24 protein-coding genes and 7 tRNA genes are annotated in these 25714 nt (G+C 31.6%); 5 read left to right on the plus strand and 26 right to left on the minus strand.

Going from position 1 to position 25714, the window contains the following annotated elements; genetic code table 11:
* Positions 1-114 precede the first annotated feature (114 nt).
* Both DWV06_RS07220 and DWV06_RS07225 read left to right on the plus strand, forming a co-directional pair.
* Positions 115-402 (plus strand): GIY-YIG nuclease family protein, encoded by a 288-nt coding sequence (locus DWV06_RS07220; RefSeq protein WP_115481519.1) that lies wholly within the window; start codon positions 115-117, stop codon positions 400-402.
* A complete protein-coding gene (locus DWV06_RS07225) occupies positions 389-2605 on the plus strand; it encodes a DUF6541 family protein (protein WP_115481520.1) in 2217 nt (738 codons plus the stop codon). The genes DWV06_RS07220 and DWV06_RS07225 overlap by 14 nt, the downstream gene beginning before the upstream one ends.
* Before the next feature lie 5 nt (positions 2606-2610).
* Here the strand turns inward: DWV06_RS07225 and DWV06_RS07230 are convergent, their stop codons facing one another.
* The 3 genes from DWV06_RS07230 to DWV06_RS07240 form a co-directional block, all read right to left on the minus strand.
* On the minus strand, positions 2611-3921 hold the full coding sequence (locus DWV06_RS07230; RefSeq protein ID WP_115481521.1) for an alpha-amylase family glycosyl hydrolase: 1311 nt from the start codon (positions 3919-3921) through the stop codon (positions 2611-2613).
* 28 nt (positions 3922-3949) lie between these two features.
* Entirely contained in the window at positions 3950-4615 is a 666-nt protein-coding gene (trhA, locus tag DWV06_RS07235; RefSeq protein WP_115481522.1) for a PAQR family membrane homeostasis protein TrhA, read from the minus strand.
* Between the two features lie 174 nt (positions 4616-4789).
* On the minus strand, positions 4790-5854 hold the full coding sequence (locus DWV06_RS07240; protein WP_115481523.1) for a YkvI family membrane protein: 1065 nt from the start codon (positions 5852-5854) through the stop codon (positions 4790-4792).
* 174 nt (positions 5855-6028) lie between these two features.
* Between DWV06_RS07240 and DWV06_RS07245 the strand changes: the two genes are divergently transcribed.
* Positions 6029-6484 carry an Hsp20/alpha crystallin family protein gene (locus DWV06_RS07245; protein WP_115481524.1) on the plus strand — a complete coding sequence of 152 codons (456 nt, stop codon included), beginning with the start codon at positions 6029-6031 and terminating at the stop codon, positions 6482-6484.
* 57 nt (positions 6485-6541) lie between these two features.
* On the opposite strand, the gene rsmA is transcribed toward DWV06_RS07245, so the two are convergent.
* Positions 6542-7402, minus strand: a complete 861-nt coding sequence (gene rsmA / locus DWV06_RS07250) for a 16S rRNA (adenine(1518)-N(6)/adenine(1519)-N(6))-dimethyltransferase RsmA (protein WP_115481525.1) — start codon at positions 7400-7402, stop codon at positions 6542-6544.
* A 141-nt stretch (positions 7403-7543) separates the two neighbouring features.
* On the opposite strand from rsmA, the gene DWV06_RS07255 reads away from it, so the two are divergent.
* Positions 7544-8074, plus strand: coding sequence for a cysteine hydrolase family protein (locus DWV06_RS07255; protein WP_115481526.1), 531 nt, complete (start codon positions 7544-7546; stop codon positions 8072-8074).
* 187 nt (positions 8075-8261) lie between these two features.
* The gene (locus tag DWV06_RS07260) at positions 8262-10406 is read left to right on the plus strand and encodes a pyridoxal phosphate-dependent decarboxylase family protein (protein ID WP_115481527.1); all 2145 of its coding nucleotides are present in this window, start codon (positions 8262-8264) and stop codon (positions 10404-10406) included.
* Between the two features lie 61 nt (positions 10407-10467).
* On the opposite strand, the gene DWV06_RS07265 is transcribed toward DWV06_RS07260, so the two are convergent.
* The 22 genes from DWV06_RS07265 to DWV06_RS07370 form a co-directional block, all read right to left on the minus strand.
* Positions 10468-11259 carry a TatD family hydrolase gene (locus DWV06_RS07265; protein WP_115481528.1) on the minus strand — a complete coding sequence of 264 codons (792 nt, stop codon included), beginning with the start codon at positions 11257-11259 and terminating at the stop codon, positions 10468-10470.
* 17 nt (positions 11260-11276) lie between these two features.
* The gene (locus tag DWV06_RS07270; protein WP_115481529.1) at positions 11277-11666 is read right to left on the minus strand and encodes an ACT domain-containing protein; all 390 of its coding nucleotides are present in this window, start codon (positions 11664-11666) and stop codon (positions 11277-11279) included.
* 163 nt (positions 11667-11829) lie between these two features.
* Positions 11830-13767, minus strand: a complete 1938-nt coding sequence (gene metG / locus DWV06_RS07275; RefSeq protein WP_115481530.1) for a methionine--tRNA ligase — start codon at positions 13765-13767, stop codon at positions 11830-11832.
* 432 nt (positions 13768-14199) lie between these two features.
* Entirely contained in the window at positions 14200-15039 is an 840-nt protein-coding gene (gene folK, locus DWV06_RS07280) for a 2-amino-4-hydroxy-6-hydroxymethyldihydropteridine diphosphokinase (RefSeq protein WP_115481531.1), read from the minus strand.
* A 15-nt stretch (positions 15040-15054) separates the two neighbouring features.
* On the minus strand, positions 15055-15861 hold the full coding sequence (folP, locus tag DWV06_RS07285; protein WP_115481542.1) for a dihydropteroate synthase: 807 nt from the start codon (positions 15859-15861) through the stop codon (positions 15055-15057).
* Positions 15862-15908: 47 nt separating this feature from the next.
* Positions 15909-16391, minus strand: a complete 483-nt coding sequence (locus tag DWV06_RS07290; RefSeq protein ID WP_115481532.1) for an HD domain-containing protein — start codon at positions 16389-16391, stop codon at positions 15909-15911.
* A 142-nt stretch (positions 16392-16533) separates the two neighbouring features.
* Positions 16534-17421: a hypothetical protein gene (locus DWV06_RS07295; protein WP_115481533.1), complete on the minus strand. Its 888-nt coding sequence runs from the start codon at positions 17419-17421 to the stop codon at positions 16534-16536.
* On the minus strand, positions 17421-18020 hold the full coding sequence (locus DWV06_RS07300; RefSeq protein ID WP_115481534.1) for a type IV toxin-antitoxin system AbiEi family antitoxin domain-containing protein: 600 nt from the start codon (positions 18018-18020) through the stop codon (positions 17421-17423). Before DWV06_RS07300 ends, DWV06_RS07295 begins: the two co-directional genes overlap by 1 nt.
* 152 nt (positions 18021-18172) lie before the next feature.
* Positions 18173-19849, minus strand: a complete 1677-nt coding sequence (locus tag DWV06_RS07305) for an ATP-binding protein (protein ID WP_115481535.1) — start codon at positions 19847-19849, stop codon at positions 18173-18175.
* Positions 19850-19868: 19 nt separating this feature from the next.
* Positions 19869-20543 carry a winged helix-turn-helix domain-containing protein gene (locus tag DWV06_RS07310; RefSeq protein ID WP_115481536.1) on the minus strand — a complete coding sequence of 225 codons (675 nt, stop codon included), beginning with the start codon at positions 20541-20543 and terminating at the stop codon, positions 19869-19871.
* Position 20544: 1 nt separating this feature from the next.
* The gene (gene phoU, locus DWV06_RS07315; protein ID WP_115481537.1) at positions 20545-21255 is read right to left on the minus strand and encodes a phosphate signaling complex protein PhoU; all 711 of its coding nucleotides are present in this window, start codon (positions 21253-21255) and stop codon (positions 20545-20547) included.
* 1 nt (position 21256) lies between these two features.
* Complete coding sequence (gene pstB, locus DWV06_RS07320) at positions 21257-22006, minus strand: phosphate ABC transporter ATP-binding protein PstB (protein ID WP_115481538.1); 750 nt, start codon at positions 22004-22006, stop codon at positions 21257-21259.
* Positions 22007-22039: 33 nt separating this feature from the next.
* Entirely contained in the window at positions 22040-22909 is an 870-nt protein-coding gene (pstA, locus tag DWV06_RS07325) for a phosphate ABC transporter permease PstA (protein ID WP_115481539.1), read from the minus strand.
* Positions 22896-23756 (minus strand): phosphate ABC transporter permease subunit PstC, encoded by an 861-nt coding sequence (pstC, locus tag DWV06_RS07330; protein WP_115481540.1) that lies wholly within the window; start codon positions 23754-23756, stop codon positions 22896-22898. The genes pstA and pstC overlap by 14 nt, the downstream gene beginning before the upstream one ends.
* A gap of 77 nt (positions 23757-23833) precedes the next feature.
* Positions 23834-24730: a substrate-binding domain-containing protein gene (locus DWV06_RS07335; RefSeq protein WP_115481541.1), complete on the minus strand. Its 897-nt coding sequence runs from the start codon at positions 24728-24730 to the stop codon at positions 23834-23836.
* 204 nt (positions 24731-24934) lie between these two features.
* Positions 24935-25007, minus strand: a tRNA-Lys gene (locus tag DWV06_RS07340).
* A gap of 38 nt (positions 25008-25045) precedes the next feature.
* Positions 25046-25118, minus strand: a tRNA-Phe gene (locus DWV06_RS07345).
* Positions 25119-25144: 26 nt separating this feature from the next.
* Positions 25145-25218, minus strand: a tRNA-Met gene (locus tag DWV06_RS07350).
* A 47-nt stretch (positions 25219-25265) separates the two neighbouring features.
* Positions 25266-25347, minus strand: a tRNA-Tyr gene (locus DWV06_RS07355).
* A 17-nt stretch (positions 25348-25364) separates the two neighbouring features.
* A tRNA-Thr gene (locus DWV06_RS07360) sits at positions 25365-25437 on the minus strand.
* A gap of 6 nt (positions 25438-25443) precedes the next feature.
* A tRNA-Val gene (locus DWV06_RS07365) sits at positions 25444-25516 on the minus strand.
* A 35-nt stretch (positions 25517-25551) separates the two neighbouring features.
* Positions 25552-25625 (minus strand) — tRNA-Asp (locus DWV06_RS07370).
* Positions 25626-25714: the final 89 nt, after the last annotated feature.

The following is a 25714-nucleotide window of genomic DNA, read 5'->3' on the forward strand; positions in this document are numbered from 1 at the left end:
ATTATCAAAAATGGGGTACACTTTATAAAAGTCCCTTTACATAAAATTGACAGAAAACTTTTTCTTTAGTAAAATACACATGTGAGTAAATATATTAATTAAAGGTACTAACATATGAATTATACTTATATTTTAGAATGCAATGACAAAAGTTTATATACTGGTTGGACAAACCATTTGGAAGATCGTATCAACGCTCATAATAATGGAAAAGGTGCTAAATATACAAAGGGAAAATTACCTGTCAAGTTAGTATATTTCGAAACTTTTACAACCAAAGAAGAAGCTATGAGAAGAGAATATGAAATCAAACAGTTGTCGCGTTCTCAAAAACTTCAATTGATACAGTCATCTACTAATAAGAATATACATAAAGGGGAATATACCAATGAAGAAAAATAGCACAATCATTATTTTTATCTGCGCTCTCATTGTAGGCGGTCTGCTTATGCTAAATTATCCAAGCGATAATACCTATACGTTTTCAGCTTCAGATTGTGTAACAAGCAACCACAAAGAAACAACCGGAGAAGATGGAACTGTAACCATTGATGAATCCAGTGGATATAAAGGTGCTTTTTTATACTCTAAAGTTCTTAATTTAAGAAAAGGCCATTATCTTTTAAATGTCTCTTACCAAAGTGATAAAGATAATACAATTATAATTAACACAAATCTTGGACAAGTCCAAAATCAAGTTCTACCAGCATCATCTACTGCTGCATCTGCTGAAATAGAATTTACACTTTCTCAAGACTGTGATACCGTTCAATTTATTTCTATCTATAATGGTTCAGGAAGTATTACTATTCACAATATGAATCTTACAGGAAGTGTTCCATTTTATACAGATGCTATTTTCTTAGGATTTTTAACTATTTTTCTAGGCATTTGTCTCTCTTTATATTTTAAAAAAAGAAAAATACTTGTTAGAAGTAATAACTCAGAAATAATAGGATTTATATTTATTGCAGTTATTATTTTTGCAAGCTATCCTTTATTTACCGACTATCTGATTGGAGGGCATGATATAAATTATCATCTATCAAGAATTGAAGGTATTAAAGATGGGTTAATAAGTGGACAGTTTCCAGTTGATATTTATCCACAAATTAATTTTGGATATGGATATTTAGGAACATTATATCCTAGCTTATTTTTATATTTTCCGGCTATTTTAAGAATACTCGGTGTTTCTATGGCTCTTAGCTATAAAACATTTCTGGTTATAATCAATATTTCAACGATACTAATTACTTATTATTCATTAAGAAAGATGTCCTGTACGAAATATGCAGCTGCTTTTGCTTCCATTGTTTATTGCCTAATGCCTTATCGATTGACTAACCTTTATATCCGAGGTGCTCTGGGAGAAACTTTAGCACTTATATTTCTTCCATTGATGATCTCAGGTATTTATCAAATTTGTCTGGGAAACAGAAAGAAATGGTTCCTTTTAGCCTTTGCATTTACCGGACTAATTCATTCACATATATTAAGTGTATTGATATGTATAGGAATATGTGCAATATTGACAGCTTTTTATATGAAAAACATCCTAAAAGAAAAAAGATGGTTAGAATTATTAAAAGCTGCATTTGCTACTTTATTATTGAACTTATGGTACTTAATATCATTTTTATACTACTTCAAAGGAAATTTTAATTCCGGTGCCTTTCATATTAATTTTTCAGACCAGACGATTTTTCCGCAACAACTATTTCAAACATTGATAACAGCGGGTTCTACGAAAATCTCTTCCTTAGGTTCTTATAATGAAATGCCACAAACAATTGGTTTAATTGGAATTCTATCCATTTTTATTATATTATTATACCTGATTTTTGATAAAGATAAAAAGAATGAACTCATTCATTTCAGTACGACACTTTTTGGTCTAACCATGGTATTTATGTTTGCAATTACTACATTATTTCCTTGGGAGACCCTGCAAAAAATAGGTGTTATCAATCGGGTTATAGGGATGATACAATTTCCATGGCGGTTATTAGGATTTATAGGAGCCTTTATTGCTGTAACTTTAGGCGTACTGATAGATAGAAAAAATCGTTTTACTAAATATAAATTATTTATTAGTAGTGGGTTAGCAATATCACTATTATTTGGATCTTCTATACTTATGGATACTTATGCTAATCAGGAAATATCCTTTACTAAAATATCGGGAGGTTATACTCATACTGCACCTGATGATTATCTTCCAAAAGGGACTACAAAAGATACATTTAATGTTACAACACCAATTGTTTCTTCAGAGAAAAATATTTCTATTGAATCTTATGAAAAAAGAAGTACTACGATTCATTTAACTTATTCTTGTAATACAACAAACGGTTATATTGATCTTCCTATCATGTATTATAAAGGTTACAAGGCTTTTAATGAAAATAGGTCTTTGACTGTTGTGAAAAGTCCGGAAAACCGTGTACGGGTTTTATTAAATGAAACAGTAACATCCTCAACTATAACTGTTTCTCGTCAAATGAATCCGGTATTCATTATTTCGATTATATTCTCTTTTGTATTTACAATAGGATTACTCTTTTATATATTTAACATATATCGTAAAGAAAGTCAGAAGTAATAAATTTATTTTTCCATTTTCCAATATCTCGCACTATATGCAGGCAATAGGCTTCCGCCTCCAAAATCATGGATTTCCCCAGTGATCAGGTCTATGGCGGTGCCGCTTTCTGCATTAAAATGTGCAAAATATGGAGACTCATCTGCATTAATCGCTACTAATACCCTTTCATCAATGATTCTTCTCTCAAAAATACACTGATGATTTGTTAATAATATGGATTTAAAATTACCTTCACAAAGAGCCTTACTTTCTTTATGTGCCTTTGCCAATTTCGATATCCAATCCGATAAATAATTCTTTATCGGTGCTTCAAATGATATACGAAGTGCCGGATCTCCGTCACGTTTTTCTGCTTTGGCACCCCATTCACTTCCATAATATATACAAGGAATTCCAGGCATACCAAAAGCCAATGCATAGATAAGTGGCAGATGCATTTCATCCTTTAATAAAGAAGCTATTCTTGATACATCATGATTATCTACAAAACTAAATAAATGTTTATCTTTATATAAAGTCCAATCTTCAGGGCCAAACTGTCTAAGGAGGGAATGAATGATCTCAAACATGTTATTGCTGTTAAAACTAGAGTATAATCCTTTATAGCACTCATAATTAGTCGCGCTGTCAAGCATTTCATCATTAACGAATTGATTGTAATCTCCATGCAGCAATTCACCTAATAAGAAAAAGTCAGATTTGAGTTCTTTACAAAATACACGCAATCTTCTTAAAAAGTCTTTGTCCAGACAATATGCAACATCAAGTCTTAATCCATTAATATCAAATTCCTCAACCCATTCTTTTATACAACTGAAAATATGAAAAATTACATCTTCATTTCTTAAATTTAATTTAACTAAATCATAATGTCCTTCCCAGCCCTCATACCAAAGTCCATCATTATAATTTGAATTTCCATCAAAATTAATATAAAACCAATCTTTATATATTGAATTTTCTCTATTTTCTAATACATCTTGAAATGCCCAGAACCCTCTTCCTACATGATTAAAGACACCGTCCAACACTATCTTTATATGCTCTCTATGTAAATTTTGGCATACTATCTTAAAATCATCATTTGATCCCAAGCGACAGTCAATTTTTCTGAAATCTCTAGTATTATAACCATGACTATCTGATTCAAAAACAGGAGAAAAATAAATAGCATCCACTCCCAACTTTTTAATATGTTCAATCCAATCTATTACTTTTAAAATTCTAGAAACGGTTACACCATTATTTTCTAATGGTGCACCGCAAAAACCTAATGGATATATTTGATAAAATACACTGTTATATGCCCACATATCTTATATCCTCCTTATATGAGATGTTTTATGGAATTATTGGCATAGATGCTACAAAATTATACATTACAATAAAATGACAAGCACTTCCTCCCATTACAAATAAGTGAAAAATTTCATGTGAGCCGAAATTATGTTTGGAATTAAATATAGGAAGTTTTAATGCATAAATAACTCCTCCAACTGTATAAATAATTCCACCTGCCATTAACCAAGCAAATGCAGCTTTCGGTAATGCATTTATTAACTGTGTAAACGCTAACACACAAATCCATCCCATTGCAATATATAAAGCAGAAGAAAACCATTTTGGACAAGTAATCCAAAACAATTTTATTAATATTCCAGCAATAGCTATTCCCCAAACAATAGAAAATAATACCCAACCTATTGTCCCGCGAAGAACAACTAAACATACTGGTGTATAGGTTCCTGCTATTAGTACAGATATCATCATGTGGTCAAATTTTCTTAACTTAAGATTCATTTCTTCTGAAATATCAAATGAATGATAAATTGTACTGGCTGCATAAAGTAAAATCATACTAAAAATAAATATACCTAATGAAATCAAATGTACGCGTCCAGGTTCTCTTGCAGCTTTGATAAGTAACGGTGATGCAGCAAAAACAGCCATTAACATCCCAATAAAATGTGTAATTGCACTACCCGGATCCTTAAGTTTAAATTTCATAATTAATCAATCCTTTCTCTTATACAAATATATCTTGCACTTTATCATGTAGTTTTTAAAACTACTTATAGTATATATAAATACTACTAGTTGTATTCATAAAAGTCAAGAATCTATTTTCATTTCATTAAAAGTCTTTATTAATCATATGACAAGATATTGTCCAAATGACAACTAACTCATTTTTTTACTTTGATATAAACTATATATTAGACATATAAGTAAAACGATACCTCCATAACCTACTAAAGGATACATATATTTAACTAAATTTGAAAACCCAAACTGACTTGCAAAAAAGGCAATTACCGTTGTAATTATCACAATCCATCTTGCTTTGTTTTTTTGCTCTTGCATATTAACGATCCTTGCTGTAAATCCAAATAGTGAACCAACTGCTGTTGTATAAACTTCTGCTATCAAAACTATTGAATAAATAATTTGTATGATAGGTGAAATGACTCCGGCAATATAAATCATTGGAACTTCAAGTTTTGAAATTTCTGTTATATTTCCAAATAATGCAAGATATATCATAATTGAGCCTATTCCTAATCCTAAACCGCCTAGAATAGAACCATATTTAATAGCTTTTTTATCTTTTGCTTGAGCTCCTAATGGTCCTAATACTGCAATTGATAAAACCGTATTATAAGAAATATATAGAATCGATGATAATACCCAATTACTGATTAAATCACTATTCTCTATTATGGTTGAAGACACCGACATATCCGGAGGAGTAACAGCGATAGAATATGCACTAATGCCTAAAACTGATATTAACAAAAAAGGTACCACAAAACTAATAGAATTAATTACACCACTTATTCCGGTCAAGACTGTTAAAGCAGTAATTATAGCCATTAATAAATTACCTATTATATTAGAAAGTCCAAACTGCTCCTCAACTAAAGCTCCTGAACCTGCTATCATAGCAGTTAAAGCACCAAATAAAAAGAAGGTAATTATAATATCAATAATCGTACCGATAATTTTACCACCCGAGAACCTTATTACTTCTAAATGGGAATTAGCATTTAATTGCATTCCAAGATTCATAATAATATAACCAAATACGATAAATAAAATTGTTGTTAAAATCAATCCATACAAACCATTAAAACCAAATCTTGCGAAAAATTGTAAAACTTCCTGTCCAGTTGCAAATCCTGCACCGACAATAGTTCCAATATAAGTTGCAGCTACTTTAAAAGTTGAAATACTATTTTTGTTCATACTTTCACTTCCTTAATTTTCTTGTCCTATTATTAATAGTATGACTCTAATTAAAATTTCTCATTCTTAAATCTTATTTTGATTTATTTACAGTTTTTCATAAAATAGGTTTGCATCATTTTGATATAAAGACGCAAAATAATAAAGATTAACGAAAGAAAGGAGCATGAAAATATGGCTAGATTATTACCTTTTTATTCAGGTAAATCAAATCTATTAGATTTTCCATTACATGATTTGGATGAATTTGATGAAGCTTTTAAAACTTTTTATAAAGAGAAATGGCCAATATTAAAAAAGCCGGACGAATACACCTTTAAACTTGATGTAAGGGAAAATAATAATGAATATATTATAGATGCAGAACTTCCTGGAGTAGATAAAGAAGAAATATCAGTACAACTAGATGAGGGCCAGTTAAATATCACAGTTAAAAGAATAGATAATGTAGATAAGCAGAATGATGATTATATTCACAAAGAAAGATACTTTAGCTCAACAAGTCGTAATATTTATCTGGAAAATACCAAATCTGAAGGAGTTAAAGCTAAATTAGATAATGGTATTTTAAGTATAATAGTACCAAAAGAAGAAAAAAAAGTTACTTCTCGTAATATTGACATTGAATAAAAACGATTCCTTTTTCCTATCATATAAGGCGTTCTAGAAATGAACGCCTTTCTTTTCTTATTTATTTAATTGATTACTTAATTGTGCGAATTGTTCTAACGTAAGGGCTTCTCCTCTGATCGTTAGACTTAAACCCATATCTTCTATAGCTTTTTGAATCTGTTCTTTTGTATAAGATAATTCGTTCGAATTACGTAATCCATTTATTAAAGTTTTTCTTCTTTGATTAAAAGAAGCTCGAATAATACGAAACATAAGTTTTTCATTCTCTACTTTTACCGTAGGATTCTTATGACGCGTAAGACGGATAACTGCAGATCCGACTTTAGGTTTTGGCATAAAACAATTTGGAGATACGTTAAGAATAATCTTTGGTTCAGCATAATATTGTACTGCTAGTGAAAGTGCACCATAATCTTTTGTTCCGGGACCTACCTGCATTCGATCTGCTACTTCCTTTTGAACCATAATAGTAATACTATCTATTGGTACATGGCTCTCAAAAAGCCCCATGATAATTGGTGTAGTTATATAATACGGAAGATTCGCAATTACTTTAATTGGTTTATTTTGATTACGTTCTGCTGCCAGTTTGTTAATATCAAGTTTTAGTATATCTTCGTTTATCACAGTAGCATTATCATACATCTGTAAGGTTTCATCCAAAATAGGTATCAATGATTTATCTATTTCAACTGCCACTACTTCTCGAGCTGATTCACATAAATACTGTGTCATCGTGCCAATTCCCGGTCCAATTTCTAAAACAAAATCGTCTTTGGTGACTCCAGAACCTTTTATTATGCTTTCTAAAATATGATTATCAATTAAAAAATTCTGCCCAAATTTTTTTTGAAATGAAAAATTATATTTCTTTAAAATCTCTGCAGTATTTTTAGGATTTCCTAAAGTAGCCATATCGTTTCCTCTTTTCTTGTTGCTGCATTTATTTTAACATAAAAAAATAATTCTATAAACTATGAATACAATTTTATGTTATAATAACAAACAAATTATTTACCACTTGATAAGATAAATATAAGTAAGGAGAATACTATAATGAGTAAAATATTAGTCGTAATTGATATGCAAAATGACTTTATCGACGGTGTACTTGGAACGAAAGAAGCTACTGAAATTGTTGATAAAGTAACACAGAAAATTAAGGAACATGATGGAACCATTCTTTTTACAAGAGATACGCATGATGATTTATATTTACAGACACAAGAAGGAAAAAACCTTCCTGTAGTTCACTGTATTTATAATAGTAAGGGATGGGAATTAGTTCCTTCTGTAAAACAATTAGCAGAAGAAAGAAATTGTAAAATATTTGATAAAACAACGTTTGGATCTCCTCAGCTTGCTCATTATGCTGCCCTTATTTGTGCCGAAGAAGAAATAGAATGTATTGAATTAATAGGTGTCTGCACAGATATCTGTGTCATATCAAATGCATTATTATTGAAATCCATTATTCCTGAAATTCCTATATATGTAAATGCTTCTTACTGTGCAGGCGTAACTCCAGAAACTCATAGAACTGCTTTAGAAGCAATGAAAATGTGTCAGATTCAAATAATAGATTAATATTAGAAACCCATTCATTTTAATTACTTAAGTGAATGGGTTTTTCAATATTAAAATTTACTTATACTTTACTGTTTTTTACATATAAGTAATTCTTTCATACAACTAAGATATATTATATTGAAATCAATTTCACTTATACTTTGGCATGTTTGTTGAAACAAAAATTTAAATAGGAGGAAAAAAAATGAATGAAAAGAAATCTTTATTTTCATTGGTACACGAGAATAATGAGAATTACAAAAGTACTGCAGCTTGGTTTTTAGGACCTAAAGGAGAAAATGTAGATATACTTTCAGATATGGTTATAAAAAGCATTAAGGAACATGCCGAATTTCGAGCCACTCATTATAAGAAGGACGATAAGCCCTACATTACACCAGAAATCAAATCTTCAGATCAATATAAAAATGCAGTTAACAAAATGGAAAAAGTCCGTCTCGAACTTACACAACTTCTTCATGGAAGCGTTCCATTTTTTAGTCAAAGGTATCAGGCTCACATGACTTGGGACACCGTAATACCTGGAAACATAGGTTACCTTACCGCAATGTTATATAACCAGAATAATGTTGCTACAGAAGTAGGAACCGCTACCTGTGTACTCGAAAAGGAAGTAGGGCAGCAGTTGTGCCAACTCTTAGGCTTCCCATCAAAAAGTAGTTGGGGGCACATCACAGCAGATGGTACGATAGCCAATATTGAAGCTATGTGGGCAGCCAGAAACTTAAAATTTTATCCACTTGCAATTAAGCAAGCATTAATTAATAATTCAAATTATTTAAATAATGCCTTTGAGAACTTGACTGTCCATGTATTTGACTCTAAAAATAATAAAATAGAAGAAAAGAAATTAGTCAATTGTTCAGAATGGCAATTATTGAATATTGATTCTAGCGAAATAATGGATCTTCCTGAAAAAATTATAGGTATGTGTAACTTAAGCCCCGGACAGCTTGATACTTATCTGACACCTCTTCTATTACAAAACAAAGGATTAATGGAATATACCAGAATGTACCCTTCTATTTCTAATGTTAAAATTTTAGTTCCTGTAACATATCACTATTCATGGCCAAAAGCTAGCACAATATTAGGACTTGGTCAAGATAGTATTATTAAAATCCCTGTAGATGATAACTGTAGAATGAATATCGATTTATTTAAACAGGAACTAATCAATTGTTCTCAGAATCAAATTCCTGTTCTAATGGCAGTAGCTATTGTAGGAAGTACAGAAGAAGGAATTGTAGATAACATTAATGATATTTTAATTGTAAAAGAACAATTAGCTAAGAATTATGGACTCCAATTTAGCCTTCATTGTGATGCTGCTTGGGGTGGATATTTAAGAAGTATACTGATAGAATCGCAAGTAGATAATACTATAGTTGACTCTGATAATTATATTCCAGCTTTATCCTTATCTTCTTATGCACAATTACAATATAATAAACTTTCATCTGCTGATACAATTACTATCGATCCTCACAAAGCTGGCTTTATCCCTTACCCTGCTGGATCATTATGTTATCGAGATGGGCGTTTACGGTATTTAATTACTTTTAAAGCAGATTATATACACTCAGATCCTGATACTAACATAGGTATCTTTGGTATTGAAGGTTCCAAACCTGGTGCCGCAGCTGCCGCAGTATGGATGGCTCATAAATCAATTCCATTAAACAAAACGGGGTATGGTCAGATTTTAGGTGAATGTATCTATTCCACTAAAATATATTATTGTTACTGGCTGACGATAGCGAAAGAGAATGACAATTTTAGTATACAAACACTAATACCGTTACCTAATAAAATAATGGATTTAGATAATAAAAATGTAATTTTGAGTGGTACTGAAGAAATTCTATCCTATATCAGAAATAATATTATTGGAAAAACAAATGAAGAAATTGCTGCTAATTCAAAAGCATTAGCATTATTGCAGCAAATAGGATCCGACGTTCTAATTAATTCTTTTATTGTAAATTTTAAAGTTAACGGAAAAGTAAATCACGATTTGAACAAATTAAACCTGCTAAATGAGAAGTTATTTAATATGTTTTCTATTACTACAACAGAGCAGGCTTTAAAAAACAAAGTTGAATATATTCTAACATTATCAAAATTTAATTCAGACACTTACAAAGAAGCGTTCTCCAGAATATGCAATAATTGGGGCATAAATACAGTTGATCTAAGTAACTATTCACTTAATTTTTTAATTAATACAATTCTCCAGCCATGGCCAAATAACCATGAGTTTGTTGAAGAAATTATGCATTCATTTAAATTAGGGATAAATGAATGCATCAAAGAAGTTATAAGTTAATCTTCCTATCAATAGTAAGCCATGCCTAGTTTTTTGTTTAGCCCAGGCATGGCTTAAACTTTTATATGCAAAATAATCTCTTTGCATTTTGATTTGTCGTTTTTACTACTTCTTCATAACTTACTCCTTTAATACTTGCAATCTCTTGTGCTATAAAAGGAATATTTAAAGAGGTATTTCTCTTACCACGATTAGGAACTGGTGCTAAATAAGGACTATCCGTTTCTAATAATATAGAAGTCAGTGGTATTACTTCTACTGCTTCTTTTAGCTTTTTGGCATTTGAAAATGTAATAACCCCGCCTATTCCAATATAAAAACCTAATTTTAAATATTCAAGTGCAATTTCTTTACTATATGAAAAACAATGAACCACACCACCTATTTCATCAACGCATTCCTCTAACATTATATTTAAAGTATCTTTAGCAGCATCACGGCTATGAATTATCATTGGTAATTTCATATCTCTTGCTAATCCAATCTGCTTTCGAAACCAATTTTTCTGCTTTTCTCTAACTTCCTTTTCTTTATCCCAATAATAATCTAATCCAATCTCTCCAACTGCTACTACTTTTTCTAATTCTAACTGCTTTTTTAACCAAGAGAATGTTTCATCATTTAAATCAGATATATCACTTGGATGAATTCCTAATGCTCCATATAAAAATGGGTATTGCTTCATTAAATTAATTGTCTTCTTATTTGATTCGAGGTCTGCTCCTGCATTTACTATAATCTCTACACCATTTTCTTCCATAGTACTTAAAAGAATATCTCTATCTTCATTAAATGCTTCATCATCATAATGAGCATGGCTTTCAAATATTTTTATATTATCTAATTGTGACATAAGTGGAACCTTTCATATTATTCAAATTTATAACCTGCTTCTTCTAATGCTTTTTTAGAACTTAAAAAATTATGATTTTTTACTAAGATATAGTCTGTATTAAATGTGGAAACTACAAATATTCCAATTTGTTTTTCTGTAAGAATCTTTGCAATTGGAGATAAAACCCCCACAAGTGAAAAATCCAATATGCCTTGTATACGGAATCCTGTCCAACCGGGATCACACTCAATGTAGTCTTTGGGCAGCATATCACTTAAACATACTAAAGACAATTCTTCATCTGTTTTTCCAACAAAACAAAAATCATCATTTAAATTAACTTGATTGATATTTTTAATTTTACAAATTGAAAATTCTCGATTGATTACCTTTAATCTTAGTTTACTATTATCCAAATTTGTCATTCCTCTCTTAATAGTCCGGTCATTTTTTTGTTTTATTTTGTCTGTCTTTTTAACTCCATTGGTTATAGTAGTTAGAAAGTAACCCTCTTATTGTATGACTTTCTCTTGAATAAAATCACTACTTAAGAGGGTTTCTTTATCCTATTTAACTTAATTTAATTTATCAACATATCTCTGCCCCTGCCGGCATATCTTTTTCAGATACCATAAGTGCTAATTGGCCATTTTCATCTTCAGCACAAAGTAACATTCCTTCAGAAATGACTCCAGCTAGTTTCGCAGGTTTTAAATTCACAAGAACCATTACTTTTTTACCAACCATTTCTTCAGCAGTATAATTGGCTTTAATACCGGATACAATTTGTTTTACCTGGCTGCCTACTCGGACTTGTGAACAAAGAAGCTTTTTGGATTTTTTTACTTCTTCACAAGCAATGATTTCACCAACTTGAAACTGCATTTTCATAAAATCATCATAAGTTATCTCTTCTTTTGGTTCTATATCAATAACAGGTCCAGATTTTTCTTCATTCTGCACTGATTCTACTTTTTCTAATACTTCTTTGATGTCCAGGCGGGCAAATAAAATTTCTGGTTTTTCTATCACTTTCGTTCCTGATTCATACAATCCAAATGTCTCCAATTGTTCATATTTTCTTTCTTTCGCATTTAACTGAGACAATATTTTCTTTGCAGTTGATGGCATAAAGTTACCCAGCAAAGTAGTACCTATACAAATACTTTCAACTAAATTGTAAAGGACTGTTTCCAAACGAGCCTGCTTATCTTCTTCCTTTGCTATTGCCCAAGGCATAGTTTCATCAATATATTTGTTACAACGTTTAAACATATTGAAGATCTCTGTTATAGCATCTGCTACTCTTAAGTCTTCCATTTTTGCTTCTACTTTTGCTTTTGTTTCACACACAACTTTTTTTAAGTCTTTATCTACTTCCTCTTCCACACCTTTGTTGTATACAATACCTCCAAAATACTTATTTGACATAGAAATGGTTCTATTCACTAAATTTCCTATAGTGTTTGCCAAATCTGAATTTAGTCGTTCAACCATTAATTCCCATGTAATAACACCATCATTATCAAACGGCATTTCATGTAATACAAAGTATCGGACAGCATCAACTCCAAATAACTCCACTAATTGATCTGCATACAATACATTACCTTTTGACTTACTCATTTTTCCTTCACCTTGTAACAACCATGGGTGTCCAAAAATTTGTTTCGGTAATGGTTCCCCTAAAGCCATTAAGAAGATTGGCCAATAGATTGTATGAAAACGAATGATATCTTTTCCTATCAAGTGTAAATCTGCAGGCCACAAATTTTTATATTGATCTGTACTATTTCCATCACAATCGTAACCAATTCCTGTAATATAGTTGGTAAGTGCATCTAACCAAACGTATACCACATGTCTATTGTCAAAATCAACCGGAATACCCCATTTAAAAGTAGTTCTAGATACACAAAGATCTTGTAGACCAGGTAAAAGGAAATTATTCATCATTTCATTTTTCCTGGAAACAGGTTGAATAAACTCCGGATGTGTATTAATATGTTCTATTAATCGATCTGCATACTTACTCATTTTGAAAAAGTACGCTTCTTCTTTCGCTGGCTTCACCTCACATCCACAATCCGGACATTTACCATCAACTAATTGTGACTCTGTCAGAAATGATTCACATGGTGTACAATAAAGTCCTTCATAAGAACCTTTATATATATCACCCTGGTCATATAATTTCTTAAAAATTTTCTGAACCTGTTTTTCATGCTCCTCATCTGTCGTTCGTATGAACTTATCATAAGAAGTATCCATTAAGTCCCAAATTTCTCGCACTGTATTTGCAGTGTTATCTACAAATTCTTTGGGAGTAACTCCTGCATCTTTTGCTTTTATCTCAATTTTCTGCCCATGTTCATCTGTACCAGTCTGAAAAAACACATCGTATCCTTGTTGGCGTTTGAATCGTGCAATACTATCTGCCAAAATAATTTCATAACTGTTACCAATATGTGGTTTACCCGATGTATAGGCAATCGCTGTTGTAATATAATACTTTTTCTTTTCCATAATTCATTCAAGTTAATTTGAATTTTAAATTATATTAAACTCAATTAACTTATATACCTCCTTTTTTCCTTAAAATTAAAAAACCCGCCTTCTCTAAATAAGAGAAGACGAGATAAATTCCCGTGTTACCACTTCTATTCACCCAACCCTCGCAAGCTGGATCTCCATAAGTACACAAAAGTATACTCTTCGCTATAACAGGCGTACCTGTCTTAACCTAACTTAATACCTATTTTTATTAAGGTATTCAAGCTCAGAAAAGCCACTCAAAAGCCATCTTCGGTTCGTGTTCAAGCATCCCTCTCAGCAGTGATATCACCTAATATCCGGGATTTCTCTGTAACATGAATTACAAACTTACTCTCTTTGTCGTAGTGTTTCAATTTTTCTATTCTAAGATATAGTAAAGGGTATCACAGAGATTTATAAAAGTCAAATTTTTTTCTGCAATTCATCCAATATCTGTTTTACTGTCTTGTTCAAAACAGGATGTCTTTGTCCTACCGACAATTCAGATAATGGCTGCAATACAAAAGTACGATTTTGCATATCAGGATGTGGAATAATTAGATTCTCACTCTCATAAATTATTTGATCATAAAAGATAATATCGAGATCTAAGGTTCTTGGACCCCAATGAATCATTCTTACCCTTTGTGCTTCCTCTTCTAAAGTCTGCAAAAATTTAAGTAATTTTTCCGGACTTAATAATGTTTTCACTTCTAATACACCATTTAAAAAATTATCCTGCTCTGTCACACCATATGGATCTGTTTCTATAAGTTGTGAAACTCTTATATCCTTACACAATGGATGTTCCTTGATGCTTTGAATCGCATTTCTTATATACGTTTCTTTATCTCCTATATTGGAACCAAGCGCTACATATACTATATGCCAGTTTCTTGATATTGATATTGAAATATTCTCAAATGGTAACCCTATCGGTGCCTGTGGTTTTTTTATCACCAAATCAAGATACTGAATCAACGGAAAATTTAGCAAGATTGATTGAGCCAGCTTTTCAGCTACTGACTCAATTAATAAAAATGTATTCTTTCTCATAAAATCATGAATGAAATGACATACTTCTCCATAATTTTCAGAGTATGATAAATCATCAGTTTCACCAGCCTTATGTATATCTAAATAAAGAGTCGCATCAACATAAAAAGACTGTCCGTTTTTTCTTTCTTTTTCAAAAACTCCGTGAAAAGCAAATACTTCTAAGTTTTTAATTTTAATTTGATCTAAGCTTGTCTTACTAACCAACTCTAATCTCCTAATCTACTGCTTCATAATCGCTTCTGCCATTTTAACTGCTCGGACATTTTCTTTTATATCATGTACGCGAACAAATCCATAATTTTTCATGACAGCCATTACTGTAGTTACAAGGGTTCCTTCAACTCTATCCGATACTAGCAAGTCCAGGCATTTTCCTATGACTGATTTCCTGGATGCACCAAGCAATAATGGATAACCAAACATATGGAGTGCTTCCATATTTTTTAAAATATACAAATTATGCTCATACTTTTTTCCAAACCCAATACCTGGATCTAATATAATTTTTTCATTTGAAATCCCGGCTTCCTCCGCAATCTTAATAGTCTGTGCAATATCAGCCATCATATCATTTAAAAAATCATCATAAATTGGTTCTTTTCTATTATGCATTAAACAACATGGTAATTGACTATCCGAGATAACTTCTGCAATTAGGTCATCATACTTTAAACCCCAGACATCATTGATCATATCAACACCTGCATCAATACCCGCCTTAGCTACATTACTTTTATAAGTATCAAGCGATAAAGGTATCTCAAATTCCTTCTTAATTGCTTCAATTATTGGAATAACCCGTCCAATCTCTTCTTCTTCAGAAATTAACGTGTAACCTGGTCTTGTGGATTCGCCCCCCAAATCAACAATGTCTACACCTTCTAGTACCATTTTTTCAACTTGTTTCAGAGCTGCATCCTTTTCATTATACTTATTTCCATCTGAAAATGAATCTGGAGTTACATTTAATATCCCCATGACATAAGTATGATTTTTTAAATCAAATTCTCTCCCACCTATTAACATTTTTTTCTCTTCCTCTCTTTTTATATTTAAAGGTCTTACCTTTAAATTCACCTCATTAGCCTCCTATTTTTCTTGTCATTTTTCCAGTTGCATTCCTCTTTTGCTTTACACCAAAAACAACAACGGCTCGCTTTATCTGCACGATATAATAGTCCCTTCAAATTTTTTTCATCTTTTATATCGTTGTTTCTATGGAATAAAATCGCCTCTATAATTCTATCACGATCTTCTTTTGAATAGCCGCAATCATTTAATATGTCCAATGCAATTTCTGCACTAGCTTGCTCATGCGGTATTCCCTTTTCGTATTGTAAATGCCTTCCTATGTCATGTAATAACGCAGCTCCATAAATAATATAACTTTCTATCCCATAATTTTCTTCTAAATTTAAAATCATCGCTACTCTAGCTACATCTAAAAAATGCTCTCTATTATGACTGCAAAATATTCTGTTCTCTTCCCATTTTTCAATTTGCTCACAACATTCTATAAAAACAGGATGCTGATATATAAAATTAACTCGCTCCATGATTAGCTCCATTTGCTATATTCCGCTTTGATCTTACTAAAATACTCATATTCTAAATGTTATTATCGCAAAATGATAACCATATTATTTACCAAATTAATTATAACTATAATTGTTTCGTCTGTCAAAATAACTTTACGTTTTAACCTAAATATCTTTTTAATTCAGGCATCCAATCTCCAAAAAACTCAATATCTTGAAACAAAGCATTCCAGACTGGCTCTAAAAGTGAACAAACAATTTCAGTTACCTGCAAAAAATCATTCTCATTTTCACCTTCCACATTACAAAACTGCTTCCATTTTACTTGATGTTGTTTTTCTATTTCAAAATGAAATAAATTTTTAAAATCAGTTTCTAAAAACCATTTTTCACTCTTCTCTTTTTGAGTTCTCAGATAGTCTTGTACTTTTCTTCCATTTAAACTAAAATTCTGAGCAATTTTTGCAATAATAAATATCTCATAAAGAGAATCGAGTATTTCCTTATTTTCTAATACTTCAATAAAACATTCCGCTACAACTGTTTCTAAGCGTACAGAAGAAACAGAAAATGAATCATTTTTCTTAATTAGTGATGGATAGATGAATTCTTTTGACTTTAATACCCTATCTTGAATTATAAAAAACTTAATAATAAATGGTATCTTCATATGCTTAATTTTTGCAATAACCTGCGCCTGAATCAAAAATTTATGTTTATGATCTTGCTTCTTTTTTATATAGTCAATTTTCATTGAAATATCATTTGTATTTTCTTGTACTATCATTTCTAACTGTTCTTTTACATATTCTAATAAATTCTCCTGACTTTTTACTTGAAATTCTATTGGAACACTTACTTTTTGAGGAAACTCAAGTCTGCTATAAATGGATAACAAACCAGTTAAAATAAAATCATCTCTTTTCTTCCTAGATGATAAATGCCTTAAAAAAAATTCCTGTGCAAAAAGCTGCATTGTATATGGTAGTTTTCTGGATGTGCTTACAGACTGCTTTCGTAGAGATATAACTATATCTTTGTCATTCATTATAACCACACTCCTAACACTTTCGAAACCTTTTTATCTACTTTCCGTATTTTGCTGTATTCTCTTAAGTTTGAAATATTTTTTTTCTCGTCTCGGATATATCCTTGTAATGCATTAATATAAAGTTCTTTTTGAATTTTTGCTTCATACTTTATACAATCACAAATCAACCGATCTCTATCATATATGTTCATAAAGCTGTTGTTAAATTCCGCTTTATCAACTCCTAACTTTAAAACTTCCGGTTCTACATAATAAGGTTTGATAAATGGATATTCTAACCTGAATCTTACCTTTGATGTATTTTTATCTACTGCTAAATGCCATTCTACAGGTCTTATATCACTGTACCCATAGTAGAACAAAGCGGAATCCATAAACAAAACAGCATCCGGAAACAACCCAGCTACTATCATTGCGCTACTTTTTTCAGCTTTTGTCCATTGGTAATACCCATTTTTTATTTTTGTAATATACCCCTTATCCATAAGTGCCTGAATACCTCGAAAGCCGTAATTTAGGGCATTTAGTTGAGATGTTTTAAGTATTCCATGGTTATCTAAAAATGTTTTCTCTAATAAATCTATGTCATTTTTCATCATTATTCCTCTTTATTCTCTTCAAAGCGGTATATTTTAATTCTATCTTCTTTTCAATTCAGTGTCAACTTTTAAAAAAATAAACCATTATTTATTAATAGTATAACTAATAAATAATGGTTTATTTCTTTTCTTATTTTTCTTTATTGATTTTAAAATATTATTGAAATTGTAGTCCCTTTATCCTTAATACTTTCCAATTTTATCACTGCATTGTGAAATGTTGCCGCATGTTTAACTATAGATAATCCTAATCCAGTTCCACCACTTTCTCTGCTGTGGCTCTTATCTACTCTATAAAAACGTTCAAAAATCCTTGATTGATGTTTTCTTGAAATTCCAATACCAGTATCGATCACTGATAATATCTTATGTTCTTTTGTACTTGTTAACCGAATTTCTACCTTTCCACCATTTTTATTATATTTAACTGCATTTTCACAAAGATTATGAATCATTTCATCTAAAATCTGTTTTACACCAATGATAGAAATATCTTCTCCAAAAACAGATATTTTAATATTGTTTTTTTCTGCCTGCGTTTTTAATCTTTCTGCAACAATTCGAGATAAACTTAGTAAATTTACTTCTTCATAATCAAAAACATTATTTTTCTCATCTAAACGAGAAATTTTTATTATATCATCAACTAAATTTTTTAATCTTAATGCTTCGTTATAAATTCTTGAAGAGAACTCCGTGATATCTTTTTCTTTTACAAATCCGTTTTTCATAATCTCTGCGTAACCAGAAATAGTCATAAGTGGTGTTTTCAATTCATGTGATACATTAGCTGAAAACTCTTTCCTCATTTCCTCTAATTTATGATGTTCTGTTATATCTAAAATTAAAATTACGATTCCTCTTAATTTATCTTCCTCTAAAATTGGATGAGCCAATATGTTGTAATAACCATCTTTTAACTGCAAGACCTGACTAACCGACTTTTTTTTCTGAACGGTATCAATTGCTGTCTGAAATTCGAAATTTCTACTTAAATTAATGACATGCTGATTAATACAATTTTCTTTTTCAGCACCAAACAAATTAAGAGCAGATGGATTAACAGCTAATACTTTTGACTTTTCATCTAGCAGGATAAGTCCTTCTTTCATATTCTCTATAATCATATTAGACTCTGCCTGCTTTTCTTTCATTTTATTTAACTGTTCATTTATCTTTTGATTCTGTTTATCTATCTTATATAATAGAGGTGTCATTTCTTCATAAATATCATTTTCTAATGGTATTTCCAAATTAATTTGATTAATAGGACCTAATATTTTTAAAGTCTGCCGTTTCGCTAAAATTAAAGTTAAAAGTAATACAATACACATGATGGCAATCATATATTTTAAAAGACCTGCAATAGTTACAAAAATACTATCTGTAGTATATGCTACTCTAACAACATTACCACTTTTCAGTAATACAGCGTAGTAAAATGTCTGTTCTCCAAGAGTTTCCGAAATCCGAACACTTTCACCAGTTCCGTTCCCATTTTTTTTTAGTGCTTCCACAATTTCCGGACGATTTCTATGATTCTCCAACTTTGAGATATCTTCCATAGAATCAAAAATAACCGTACCATCCCTACTTATTAAGGTCAACCGGCTTTTACTATCAATATGTAAATCTTTGGCTATCCAATGATTACCTACTATCTCAATACTCTTTTTTATATAGTAAGCCTCATTTTTTACTTGCTCTTTCCTATCTTGGAAAATCTGGAAATACATAATACCAGCTATTAGTACATTTGAAAATATTAATGCACTACAAACTAAAAATGCTATATTACCAAATATTTTTCTTTTTATACTATGCATTCTTAACCTACCCTCCGAATTATTCACTTAAACGATATCCAAAACCACGTACCGTTTGAATATACTCGCTTGCTTTCCCCAGTTTTTGCCTTAACATACGAATGTGAACATCAACTGTTCTGGTTTCACCATCGAATTCATAACCCCAGATTTGTTCCAGTAACTGGTCTCTATTCAAAATAGATCCTTTATGCTCCATTAGAAGTTTTAGTAAATTAAACTCCTTACATGACAACGTCACATCTTCACCAGCTACTGTAACAATGTGCTTATCAACATTCATTGTTAAATCTTTTATTTGGTAATCATAATCTTTATTCTTTTGTTTATTTGATGTCCTTCTCAATACTGCTTTAATTCTTGAAATTAATTCCATCATGCCGACAGGCTTTGTCATGTAATCATCTGCCCCTGTATCTAACCCAATAACTTTATCATATTCTGCTCCTTTAGCTGTTACCATAATTACAGGTATATCTTTGGTCTTTGTAGAAGACTTTATTTTTTTTAAAATCTCAATTCCATCCTCTCCCTGAAGCATTATATCTAACAAAATCAATTGAGGAATTTGTGTTTCCAGTGCTTGAAAAAGTTCACTGCCACAAGAAAATCCCTTTGCTTGAAACCCTGTGGATTCTAAAGTATACAAAAAAAGCTCTCTTATGTTAAACTCATCTTCTACGCAATAAATCATTTTATTCCTTCTTTCTCTGATCCAATAATTTAGTAAGATAATCACTGGTACTGGAATTATGCAAGCCATCTAAATCCTTATGCACACCGGTAATTGAAAATACAACCCACTCTGCAATATTAGTAGCATGGTCTCCAAGACGTTCAAAGTATTTTGCAATCATTAACAAATCAACATAATACTCAGCATTTTCAGATTCTTGACGTATAAAATCAATAAGTTCATTTCTTACCTCATCAAAAAGGTCATCCACTACATCATCATAATCTATAACATCCTTTGCTAACTGAAGATCCTTTTTAACAAAAGCATCTATACTTTCGGTAACCATTTTTATTGTAGCAGTACTCATTTTTTCAATTGGCTCTACTTTTTTGAAACTTTTTGATCTCATCATAGTACTTATTTCTGCTATATCTGATGCCTGATCTCCTATACGTTCCATATCTGTTATCATTTTCAAAGCGGAAGAAATTTGTCTCAAATCCTTGGCAACAGGCTGTTGTTGCAAAAGTAACTTCAAACACAAGGCTTCAATATCTTTTTCCTTTTGATCGATTTCCAAATCCTTACTTATAGCATATTTTGCCGCTTCATTATCATGCTCCAAAAAAGCTTTTGCTGCTTTAGCAATAACTTCTTCACATAAAACACCCATTTCTATTAATTCTACATTTAAAACTTCCAGCTGTTCATCAAACCTATTTCTCATATTATCCAAACCTCCCTGTAATATAGTCTTCTGTTCTTTTATCTGACGGCATGGAAAATAGTGTTTCCGTATCATTATATTCCACTACTTCACCTAACAAAAAGAAAGCTGTGCGGTCAGAAATTCTTGCTGCCTGCTGCATATTATGAGTAACCATAATAATTGTATAATCATCTTTTAACTTTACTGCTAGATCTTCTATTTTTGAAGTTGAAATCGGATCCAAAGCTGAAGTAGGCTCATCCATTAAAAGTACTTCAGGTTCAACTGCTAAAGCTCTTGCTATACACAAACGTTGTTGTTGTCCTCCAGATAAGCCTAACGCACTTTTCTTTAAACGGTCCTTTACTTCATCCCATATAGCAGCATCTCTTAATGATTTCTCAATAATATCATCTAATTTCCCTTTATTACGGATCCCATGTGTTCTTGGACCAAACGCAATATTATCATATATACTCATAGGAAAAGGGTTGGGTTTTTGAAAAACCATTCCTACTCTTTTTCTTAAGAGATTTATATCCATACTTTTATAAATATCTTCTCCATCTAAAGTTACTGTACCGGTAATTTTACATCCTTCGACCAAATCATTCATTCGATTCAAAGATTTTAGTAACGTTGACTTTCCACATCCACTAGGACCTATAAATGCTGTAATTTCTTTTTCACTTACTTCTATGTTAATATCCTTTAAAGCTTTAAAATCGCCATAATACAAATCTAGATTCTCAACTTTTAACTTACTCATTTAATTTTCCCTTCTTAATACAATTTTATTTTTTTATTTTATCTTTGTCAATCTCTTTACAACCATTCCTGATACCCAGTTAATAAGCAATACAATAATTAGCAATATAACTGCTGTAGCATATGCCTGGTTCATAAATAATCCTTCACGTGAAAGTTCATACATATGAACCGATAAAGTTCTACCTGAATCCATAATAGTTTTAGGCACCGTTGCTATTGTTCCTGCTGTATAAATTAATGCTGCTGTTTCACCAACAATTCTACCTATTGATAAAATAACTCCAGCCAGAATACCAGGAATCGCAGTAGGTAAAACCACCTTAAAAACAGTTCTTAACTTACCTGCTCCCAATCCAAAACTTCCTTCCCTATAAGAATCTGGTACAGACTTTAAAGCTTCTTCTGTTGTCCTCATAATCAAAGGTAAAATCATAATTGCTAAAGTAAATGCACCTGCTAACATAGAATATCTCCATTTTAATGCAGTAACAAAAAACAAATAACCAAATAAACCATATACGATAGAAGGAATACCTGATAAAGTTTCAGCTGTTATTCTTATAATACTAACAAACCGACTTCCTCTTTTTGAATATTCAACAAGATAAATAGCAGAAAATATTCCAAATGGAACAGCAATTATTAATGAAACAAATGTCATGCTTATTGTATTTATCAACGCAGGAAAAAGTGAGACATTCTCAGATGTATAATGTAATGAGAATAAATCAAGTGTTAAGTTGGGAACTCCTTTTATCAATATATATCCAACTAAAAGAACCAACGCTGTAAAAGTAATGAGAGTTGCCAAAATTACAAATATTAATATCATTAAAGACCAGGGATTTTTTAAGTAGCCTTTTATCCTTTCTTTTATTCTTTGCTTATTAATTGCTTCCATTCTCAAACCTCCTGTTTAAAGCGGATACTGATAAGTTAATAATTAAAATAAATATAAATAAGACAACTCCGGTAGCAATTAATGCTTCTCTATGCAACTGAGCTGCATAACCCATTTCAATTACGATATTAGCAGTCATTGTCCTTACTCCTTTTAGCAATCCTTGTGGCATTCTTGGTTGATTTCCAGCAACCATTATTACTGCCATAGTCTCTCCGACAGCTCGTCCGATTCCCAGTACAACTCCTGCCATAATTCCTGATTTTGCTGCTGGCAATACAACTCGGAAAATACTTCTTTCGTGCGTAGCACCTAAAGCCAATGCACCTTCATAATATTCCTTTGGTACCGTTCGTATAGCTGACTCTGAAACTCCTATAATTGTAGGTAGAATCATAATTGCAAGTAATACACATGCTGCTAACATAGTAGTTCCCCTAACATGGAATATTTCTCTAATTAGAGGTACAAATACCATTAATCCAAAAAAACCGTAGACTACAGAAGGGATACCAGCTAATAATTCTATCGCAGACTTTAAAAAAGGATATATTACTTTTGGACAATATTTTGCCATAAAAACTGATGTAAAAATTCCTATAGGAACTCCTATCATAATTGCTCCTGCTGTAACATAAATACTTCCTAATATCATTGGGAAAATACCATATATATTATTACTTGGTTTCCACTTTTGCCCTAATAAAAATTCAAAAACACCTATTTTCCCAATTGCCGGTAGACCATTTGCAAATAAAAAAATGCAAATCAAAGCTACAGCCAGAACACTTGTACCGGCTGCTATAAAAAAAACAAATTGCATTAATTTTTCTTTATAATTATTCATGTTCTCTTTCCTTCTCTTCATGCAAGTAACCTTACAACTTGAATTTAATCAAGCTTTGTAAGGTTTACTTATATTACTTACTGCAAAGCCTCTTCCCAGGTATAAACTTCACCTGTAAATATTGCTTTCACTTGTTCACTTGTCAAGTTATCATTTGCATTACTGTTATTTACTATTACTGCAATTCCATCCATTGCAATTTTTGTTGCTTTTAAACCAGATTCTTTTTCTTTATCTTTTAATTCTCTCGATGCCATTCCAATATCACAGATGCCATCTATTGTTGACGTAATACCGGTTGTTGAATCACTTGTTTGAATCTCAATTGTTGCATTTGTATTAACTGCTAAGTATGCTTCTTTTAATTTTTCCATTACTGGCGATATCGAAGATGATCCTGCTACGACTATTTTTCCAGATGGTTTCTTTCCTGCATATGGCTCACTATTTAATTCACCAATATAACCATTATCTTCAACAATTTGTTGACCTTCTTTACTTAAAATGAAATCAATAAAATCTTGAGCCGTCTCACTTAATCCATCTTTAGTTGCTATTGTAAAAGGACGAGCTACTTTATATTTTCCGCTTTTTATATTATCAGCAGTTGCTTCTTCACCGTCTATTTTTAATGCTTTAACAGTATCATTTAAAGATCCTAATGAGATATAACCAATTGCATACTTATCCATTGATACGGTTGTCATCATTACAGAAGTACTATTTGTTATGTTTGCTTCATCCGTAGTATGATCAACTTTCTCTCCTTTTGAATCTTTTTCCTCAATTTCAAATAATTCAATAAATGCCCCTCTTGTTCCTGAACCTTCCTCTCTAGATGTTACACTAATTTCAAAACTGTTATCAAATTCCTCCGCATTTTGATTATCTGTATTACTCTCTTCTTTTTTCCCACAACCTGTTATGAGAGTAAATACAAACACGATTAATAATGTACTAATAATTTTTTTCATATCTTTTCTCCTTTTTCTCTTTCATAACTTATAATATAATCTTAATTATTTAATGTTAAATCTACAACCAAGCTTATGTTAAATCTATGTAAAATTTATTTTTTGCAATTTTATACTTTTTATTATGGTAAATTTATTTCTTTACATACAAATCTATATAACAAAAAAAGAAGTACCAATTTTTAGTACTTCTCTTTTTCACAATGAGACATCGGGGATTCGAACCCCGGACAACTTGATTAAAAGTCAAGTGCTCTACCAACTGAGCTAATATCCCATTTCAATATTAAATTATTTTTTAAATTTAATACCTAATGCCCAGAGCCGGAATCGAACCAGCGACACGAGGATTTTCAGTCCTCTGCTCTACCAACTGAGCTATCTGGGCATATGCCTAAAATTTTTACATAAAAATAGCGGGGACAGGATTTGAACCTATGACCTTCGGGTTATGAGCCCGACGAGCTTCCAGACTGCTCCACCCCGCGTCACTATCTATAAAAAGTATATACAAACAAAATATTTTCTCCTAAAATGGATGGAGAAGGATTCGAACCTTCGAAGGCGATGCCAACAGATTTACAGTCTGCCCCCTTTGGCCACTCGGGAACCCATCCAGACTTTAAAAAAATAGAGCCGATGATCGGACTTGAACCGATAACCTGCTGATTACAAATCAGCTGCTCTGCCAATTGAGCTACATCGGCTTATAATGGGACCAACAGGGCTCGAACCTGTGACCCCCTGCTTGTAAGGCAGGTGCTCTCCCAGCTGAGCTATGATCCCTTATTAATAATAAATCAGTCCTAATACGACTTAAACGACCCAGATGGGACTCGAACCCACGACCTCCGCCGTGACAGGGCGGCGCTCTAACCAACTGAGCCACTGGGCCATATATACCTTCAAAACTCCACATGGATTTCCTAGATTGACATGCATCCGTAAGCCTGTCAGACCTTAATTCGAGTCCGGATCTTATCC

The sequence above is a fragment of the Anaerosacchariphilus polymeriproducens genome (assembly GCF_003363435.1).
In the GTDB taxonomy this organism is placed as follows: domain Bacteria; phylum Bacillota; class Clostridia; order Lachnospirales; family Lachnospiraceae; genus Anaerosacchariphilus; species Anaerosacchariphilus polymeriproducens.

Coding starts and splice junctions, on each gene's coding strand:
- trhA (WP_115481522.1), bottom strand. CDS start 4,615: ATGAAATTTAAACTTAAGGATCCGGGTAGTGCAATTACACATTTTATT.
- DWV06_RS07260 (WP_115481527.1), top strand. CDS start 8,262: ATGAATGAAAAGAAATCTTTATTTTCATTGGTACACGAGAATAATGAG.
- DWV06_RS07255 (WP_115481526.1), top strand. CDS start 7,544: ATGAGTAAAATATTAGTCGTAATTGATATGCAAAATGACTTTATCGAC.
- DWV06_RS07305 (WP_115481535.1), bottom strand. CDS start 19,849: ATGCATAGTATAAAAAGAAAAATATTTGGTAATATAGCATTTTTAGTT.
- DWV06_RS07225 (WP_115481520.1), top strand. CDS start 389: ATGAAGAAAAATAGCACAATCATTATTTTTATCTGCGCTCTCATTGTA.
- DWV06_RS07295 (WP_115481533.1), bottom strand. CDS start 17,421: ATGAATGACAAAGATATAGTTATATCTCTACGAAAGCAGTCTGTAAGC.
- DWV06_RS07240 (WP_115481523.1), bottom strand. CDS start 5,854: ATGAACAAAAATAGTATTTCAACTTTTAAAGTAGCTGCAACTTATATT.
- DWV06_RS07220 (WP_115481519.1), top strand. CDS start 115: ATGAATTATACTTATATTTTAGAATGCAATGACAAAAGTTTATATACT.
- DWV06_RS07300 (WP_115481534.1), bottom strand. CDS start 18,020: ATGAAAAATGACATAGATTTATTAGAGAAAACATTTTTAGATAACCAT.
- DWV06_RS07310 (WP_115481536.1), bottom strand. CDS start 20,543: ATGATTTATTGCGTAGAAGATGAGTTTAACATAAGAGAGCTTTTTTTG.
- rsmA (WP_115481525.1), bottom strand. CDS start 7,402: ATGGCTACTTTAGGAAATCCTAAAAATACTGCAGAGATTTTAAAGAAA.
- phoU (WP_115481537.1), bottom strand. CDS start 21,255: ATGAGAAATAGGTTTGATGAACAGCTGGAAGTTTTAAATGTAGAATTA.
- DWV06_RS07290 (WP_115481532.1), bottom strand. CDS start 16,391: ATGGAGCGAGTTAATTTTATATATCAGCATCCTGTTTTTATAGAATGT.
- DWV06_RS07230 (WP_115481521.1), bottom strand. CDS start 3,921: ATGTGGGCATATAACAGTGTATTTTATCAAATATATCCATTAGGTTTT.
- metG (WP_115481530.1), bottom strand. CDS start 13,767: ATGGAAAAGAAAAAGTATTATATTACAACAGCGATTGCCTATACATCG.
- pstC (WP_115481540.1), bottom strand. CDS start 23,756: ATGAATAATTATAAAGAAAAATTAATGCAATTTGTTTTTTTTATAGCA.
- pstB (WP_115481538.1), bottom strand. CDS start 22,006: ATGAGTAAGTTAAAAGTTGAGAATCTAGATTTGTATTATGGCGATTTT.
- DWV06_RS07245 (WP_115481524.1), top strand. CDS start 6,029: ATGGCTAGATTATTACCTTTTTATTCAGGTAAATCAAATCTATTAGAT.
- pstA (WP_115481539.1), bottom strand. CDS start 22,909: ATGGAAGCAATTAATAAGCAAAGAATAAAAGAAAGGATAAAAGGCTAC.
- DWV06_RS07265 (WP_115481528.1), bottom strand. CDS start 11,259: ATGTCACAATTAGATAATATAAAAATATTTGAAAGCCATGCTCATTAT.
- DWV06_RS07270 (WP_115481529.1), bottom strand. CDS start 11,666: ATGACAAATTTGGATAATAGTAAACTAAGATTAAAGGTAATCAATCGA.
- DWV06_RS07335 (WP_115481541.1), bottom strand. CDS start 24,730: ATGAAAAAAATTATTAGTACATTATTAATCGTGTTTGTATTTACTCTC.
- folP (WP_115481542.1), bottom strand. CDS start 15,861: ATGTTAATAGGTGGGAGAGAATTTGATTTAAAAAATCATACTTATGTC.